Origin of the sequence: Phaeobacter sp. JH20_02, from assembly GCF_048056915.1 — a bacterium.
Taxonomy (GTDB): Bacteria; Pseudomonadota; Alphaproteobacteria; order Rhodobacterales; family Rhodobacteraceae; genus Phaeobacter; species Phaeobacter bryozoorum.
In genome coordinates this window covers 1-4,839 of sequence record NZ_JAYMVP010000019.1, presented here as the reverse complement: position 1 = coordinate 4,839, position 4,839 = coordinate 1, and the positions used below count along the sequence as shown (strand labels likewise).

The 4,839-nt window shown below is 57.3% G+C and carries 6 protein-coding genes and 1 pseudogene; all 7 read right to left on the bottom strand.

Annotated elements, in window-relative coordinates:
• Positions 1-416, bottom strand: a 416-nt coding sequence (locus VWY34_RS05510; RefSeq protein ID WP_416544593.1) for a hypothetical protein, incomplete at its 3' end; no start/stop codon positions are given.
• 403 nt (positions 417-819) lie between these two features.
• Positions 820-1,116, bottom strand: coding sequence for a 50S ribosomal protein L23 (locus tag VWY34_RS05505; protein WP_102849743.1), 297 nt, complete (start codon positions 1,114-1,116; stop codon positions 820-822).
• Positions 1,113-1,730 carry a 50S ribosomal protein L4 gene (gene rplD, locus VWY34_RS05500; RefSeq protein WP_340546591.1) on the bottom strand — a complete coding sequence of 206 codons (618 nt, stop codon included), beginning with the start codon at positions 1,728-1,730 and terminating at the stop codon, positions 1,113-1,115. Before rplD ends, VWY34_RS05505 begins: the two co-directional genes overlap by 4 nt.
• Entirely contained in the window at positions 1,727-2,440 is a 714-nt protein-coding gene (rplC, locus tag VWY34_RS05495; protein WP_102870588.1) for a 50S ribosomal protein L3, read from the bottom strand. The genes rplD and rplC overlap by 4 nt, the downstream gene beginning before the upstream one ends.
• Positions 2,441-2,457: 17 nt before the next feature.
• Positions 2,458-2,772 (bottom strand): 30S ribosomal protein S10, encoded by a 315-nt coding sequence (gene rpsJ / locus VWY34_RS05490; protein WP_008563081.1) that lies wholly within the window; start codon positions 2,770-2,772, stop codon positions 2,458-2,460.
• Between the two features lie 255 nt (positions 2,773-3,027).
• Positions 3,028-4,221, bottom strand: a complete 1,194-nt coding sequence (locus VWY34_RS05485) for a hypothetical protein (protein WP_416544592.1) — start codon at positions 4,219-4,221, stop codon at positions 3,028-3,030.
• Positions 4,222-4,500: 279 nt separating this feature from the next.
• Positions 4,501-4,839 (bottom strand): annotated as a pseudogene (tuf, locus tag VWY34_RS05480) (elongation factor Tu); the annotation flags it as partial.

Here is a 4,839-nt window from a genome sequence, read left to right as displayed (position 1 = left end):
TTCCATTTCTGCAGCCTATGACCGATCGCACTCATCTTCTTGCCTTGGTTGCCGAAATCCCTCTTGAGTGCATTAACAAACTTGACCCAGTCCAAGGGGCTCATTTTACGCCCGCTAATCCCTACCTGAACATCGCGACTTCCTCCCTGGATCCAAATACGATGCTCGCCAGCCAACAAGAGGAAATCCCAGTGAACTAGATTGTCGCTATCATTGCTCCTTTTGGAAAGCGTCATAAACCCATTAGGCTCTCCAAATCTCGCCACTAAGTACTTGTAAACTGTCAAGGGAGACAGTTTGCTCCGAAAGGCCAGTAGCGCTCCAAATTTTGAGCTTTCCGATTTGCTCTTGCGGTCTAAAAAGCCCACCAAGTCGCTCGGCGTGGCAGCCTTCCAATTTTCTGTTTCAAAAATCATCTTCGCCTCAAAATAACTACTCGACGCGTACTGCGCCGAAACTTCACAGTAGCTCACAAAGCCAAACAGATACTATACTTCCCTCCGCCAGCGCCGTCCCGCGGGGTGGCGCTCTCAACACCCGCGTTCGGCAGTTTATCCCGCCAAATCCGTAGAAGCTCACCGACAGGCACACCACCAGTCAAAGCGCCGCCCCATGGGGGCGGGTCATGCCGGAGGCATGCCTTCGGCATGACGCTGGCGCGGTGGCCCGCCCCTCCCCGGCACAGCACGGACTTGACTTCGGCGAAACGGGAGGGCGCATCACGCCCAACCTGGGTCAGGCCCAGACCTTCGTAGTATTCCCCAACGAAAAAGGCCCCCGCTTCCGCGAGGGCCTCTCAATCTTGTAAAAAGGCAGATCTCAGAGTCCGGTGGACACGTCGATGGTGTTGCCTTCTTCCAGGGTGACGTAGGCTTTTTTCACGTCTTTACGCTTGCCCAGCTGGCCGCGGAAACGCTTGACCTTACCCTTGGTGATGGTGGTGTTGACCGCTTTGACCTTCACACCAAAGAGCGCCTCAACGGCTTCTTTGATCTGGGGTTTGTTGGAGTCGATCGCCACTTCGAAGACCACCGCACCGGTTTCGGATGCCATGGTTGCTTTTTCGGTGATGATCGGCTTGCGGATCACGTCGTAGTGTTCTGCCTTCGCGCTCATTTCAGGCGAGCCTCCAGTGCTTCGACACCTGCTTTGGTGAGCACCAGGGTGTCACGCTTCAGGATGTCATAGACGTTTGCGCCCATTGTCGGCAGGATATCCAGACCTTCGATGTTGCGCGCGGCGCGGGCGAAGCCCTCGTTCACGGATGCACCATCGATGACCAGCGCGCGCTTCCAGCCCAGGTCCTTGACCTGTTTGGCCAGAGCGGCGGTCTTGCCTTCGGAATCGGCGTTTTCGATAACGACCAGTTCACCCGCTTTTGCCTTGGCGGACAGCGCGTGGCGCAGACCCAGCTTGCGGAATTTCTTGGTCAGCTCGTGGCCGTGCGAACGCGGGGTCGGACCCTTGTAGACACCACCCTTGCGGAAGATCGGCGCATTACGGTCACCGTGGCGTGCGCCGCCGGTGCCCTTCTGGCGATAGATCTTCTTGGTCGAGTAGGAGGTCTCGGACCGCGTCTTGACCTTGTGGGTACCGGCCTGCGCGTTGTTACGCTGCCAGCGCACCACACGGTGCAGGATGTCGGTGCGCGGCTCCAGGCCGAACAGCTCTGCATCCAGCTCGATGTCGCCGGCTTTGCCGCCGTCCAGTTTGATCACATCAAGTTTCATGCTTCACCACCTTCCGCGGAGACTTCTTCCGCTGCAGCCGACTTCAGAGCTGCCGGGAAAGGCAGACCTTCGGGGGCTTTCTTTTTCACGGCGTCTTTGACGGTGACCCAGCCACCTTTGGAGCCGGGAACGGCGCCTTTGATCATGATCAGGCCACGATCGGCGTCGGTCTTGACGACTTCAAGGTTCTGAGTGGTCACGCGGGCAGCACCCATGTGGCCGGCCATTTTCTTGCCTTTGAAAACCTTGCCGGGATCCTGACACTGACCGGTCGAACCGTGGGAACGGTGGGAGATCGACACACCGTGCGAGGCGCGCAGACCACCGAAGTTCCAGCGCTTCATCGCACCGGCAAAACCTTTACCGATGGAGGTGCCGGTCACGTCTACCTTCTGACCTTCCAGGAAGTGCTCGGCGGAGATTTCCGCGCCCACTTCGATCAGGGCGTCCGCAGGCACGCGGAACTCAACCAGCTTGCGCTTGGGCTCAACCTTCGCTGCTGCGAAGTGGCCGCGCATGGCTTTGGAGACGCGCTTGACCTTGGCCGAACCTGCGCCGAGCTGAACGGCGGTGTAGCCGTCTTTTTCCTCGGTGCGCTGTGCGGTCACTTGCAGGCCGTCCAGCTGAAGAACGGTCACAGGAACCTGCTTGCCGTCTTCGAGGAACAGCCGGGTCATGCCGACTTTCTTTGCGATAATACCAGAGCGCATATGTTTACCCTCCGATCTTAGGATTGCAGCTTGATTTCGACGTCCACACCAGCGGCGAGGTCGAGCTTCATCAGCGCGTCCACGGTCTGGGGGGTCGGATCAACGATGTCCAGGAGCCGCTTGTGGGTGCGGATCTCGAACTGGTCACGAGATTTCTTGTCAACGTGCGGGCCACGCAGAACGGTGAATTTCTCAATCTTGTTCGGCAGGGGGATCGGGCCGCGCACCTGCGCGCCGGTCCGCTTGGCAGTGTTCACGATTTCCTGCGTGCTGGCGTCCAGTACGCGGAAGTCGAATGCCTTCAGCCGGATACGGATATTTTGGCTTTGCATAGTCATGCCTTTTTTTCAGGCGTTGGGGTTGAGAGGAGGGCAAGCGACCACCGCGCACCCTCATCGAACCCAAAAGGCGGGAATCACCCCGCCTTTGCCCCGCAGTGCGGGATGGCGCCGTATACGCCTGATAGCCGTGTGTGGCAAGGGGTTCCGCACCGATACGTTTGCGTTTGGGGCGGGCGACGGGTTTGGAGTTTGATTATCATCTTGTCCAGATAGTTAGGGCAGTCAGGCCAACCGCCCTGACTTGCGCTATCGGAAATTCCTTGCTTGGGCTTCCAGTCGGCTGAAAGGGTCCTGCTTTGCTAAGCGGGAGATTCTGGGTTTGAGAAGGCCAACCTCCTCCAACGCCTCCCGTACAGATGACGCAGCCTTCGCGCCAATTGACCAGTAGATGTAGACCATAAACGCGACAGGCAGAACCATCCCTCCAAAGGCGGGTTTCATTACGCAAAACGGAAGAATAAAAACCATCCCCAAGAGGATCATCTGGGATTTTCTGGACGCCTGGGTAAATCGCTGCATAAACCCTGCTTTTGCCAATCCATGGGCCTCCCCTTCTTCCTCGGACTGCAGTTCAGGACTGGACCGCTCAGGTAACGTTTTCTGCACTCTTGCTGCAGTCTGGCGCAGCGTTTTCGGCTGAGACACTCCAGGGTCCGGCCTGCCAAACCGGGCACCTTTCTCGCCAGCACTGGCGATGGGAGAACTGGCGAAGATTGCCCGTTCGACACTGGCGGCGTCCCGTTCGCTCTGCCGCTGCTTGCTACGGCGAGCCAATCCGAATTTGATCGCTGCCAGTACAAGCAGAATGCCGGAAAGCTTCCACAACTTCCCGCGCAACCTTTGAGGATCGCCCGCATAGGTCAATCCCTTTTCCCGGCCTTCCCAAAAAGGCTCGACGACTATGAAGTCCGGGCCCTTCGTCAGCCCCTGTTCTTTGAAGGCATCGTTAACCAGGTCTGAAAAAGATCCTGCATTGGTGCTCACACCATTGAACGCAAAGTACGAATGCCCAGTCTCGTCCAGCTTACCAGGGACCTGAAACTCGGAGATTCGGCTGATGAAATCAGCTTTCTCACGCTCCGACATCAAAATAATGGCACGGACCTGTTTAGTGCTCGAAGTGTCAGCGGCGCCTTGCAGCACATACATATACCCTTCTGTGCGGACGCTGCCTTTCTTGGTCTTGCGAAGATGATAATTGAAATTCGTATTGATCCACGCACCAATGTGAACCTCGTCCGCCAGACCGACATCGCTCTGCCTGTCAAAAGCAGACAAATCCACCCGGCCCGGAATCGGCTGGGCCAACGCAGCTGTGGCATCGGCCTGTTCTTTCAACTCGTTCTGATAAACTTGCTCACTCAAATACAAGAAACCTGCGGCAGCAGCTGCGTATACCCACCAAGGGGCGATCAGAAACAAATAAATTAAACGTCCCATTCAAAGACTCCCTAAAAGCTTTCCCCTTTCTTGGCGGAGGAAAACGCTTGGAATGTGAAACTATTATGGCGTGATTTTGACACCCTCTTAGCCACCTATGCGGGCGCAATTCAAGGCGCAGCATCAGGGCTACCGACTCCCGAAGAGCCTCGCGCCACATAGAAAAAGGCCGCCCCGGTTGGAGCGGCCTTTCTATTTTCTCACCTGAGTGGCTCTCGGTGATTTTCTAGCGAAAACCACCTGTCACCGCAGGCCAGAGTTTCCGGTGGAAACTCGACCTTAGTCGGTGATTTTCGACACAACGCCGGCGCCGACGGTGCGGCCGCCTTCGCGGATCGCAAAGCGCAGGCCCTGCTCCATCGCGATCGGTGCGATCAGTTCAACGTCGAACTTCAGGTTGTCGCCGGGCATAACCATCTCGGTACCCTCGGGCAGGGTCACGGTGCCGGTCACGTCGGTGGTCCGGAAGTAGAACTGCGGACGGTAGTTCGCGAAGAACGGGGTGTGACGACCGCCTTCTTCCTTGGTGAGGATATAGGCCTCAGCTTCGAACTTGGTGTGCGGCTTCACGGAACCCGGCTTACACAGAACCTGACCACGCTCAACGCCGTCACGGTC

What these genes read in the sequence shown, in the direction of transcription:
- VWY34_RS05505 (WP_102849743.1), bottom strand. Translation starts at nt 1,116, where the DNA reads ATGAGCGCGAAGGCAGAACACTACGACGTGATCCGCAAGCCGATCATC.
- rplD (WP_340546591.1), bottom strand. Translation starts at nt 1,730, where the DNA reads ATGAAACTTGATGTGATCAAACTGGACGGCGGCAAAGCCGGCGACATC.
- rplC (WP_102870588.1), bottom strand. Translation starts at nt 2,440, where the DNA reads ATGCGCTCTGGTATTATCGCAAAGAAAGTCGGCATGACCCGGCTGTTC.
- rpsJ (WP_008563081.1), bottom strand. Translation starts at nt 2,772, where the DNA reads ATGCAAAGCCAAAATATCCGTATCCGGCTGAAGGCATTCGACTTCCGC.
- VWY34_RS05485 (WP_416544592.1), bottom strand. Translation starts at nt 4,221, where the DNA reads ATGGGACGTTTAATTTATTTGTTTCTGATCGCCCCTTGGTGGGTATAC.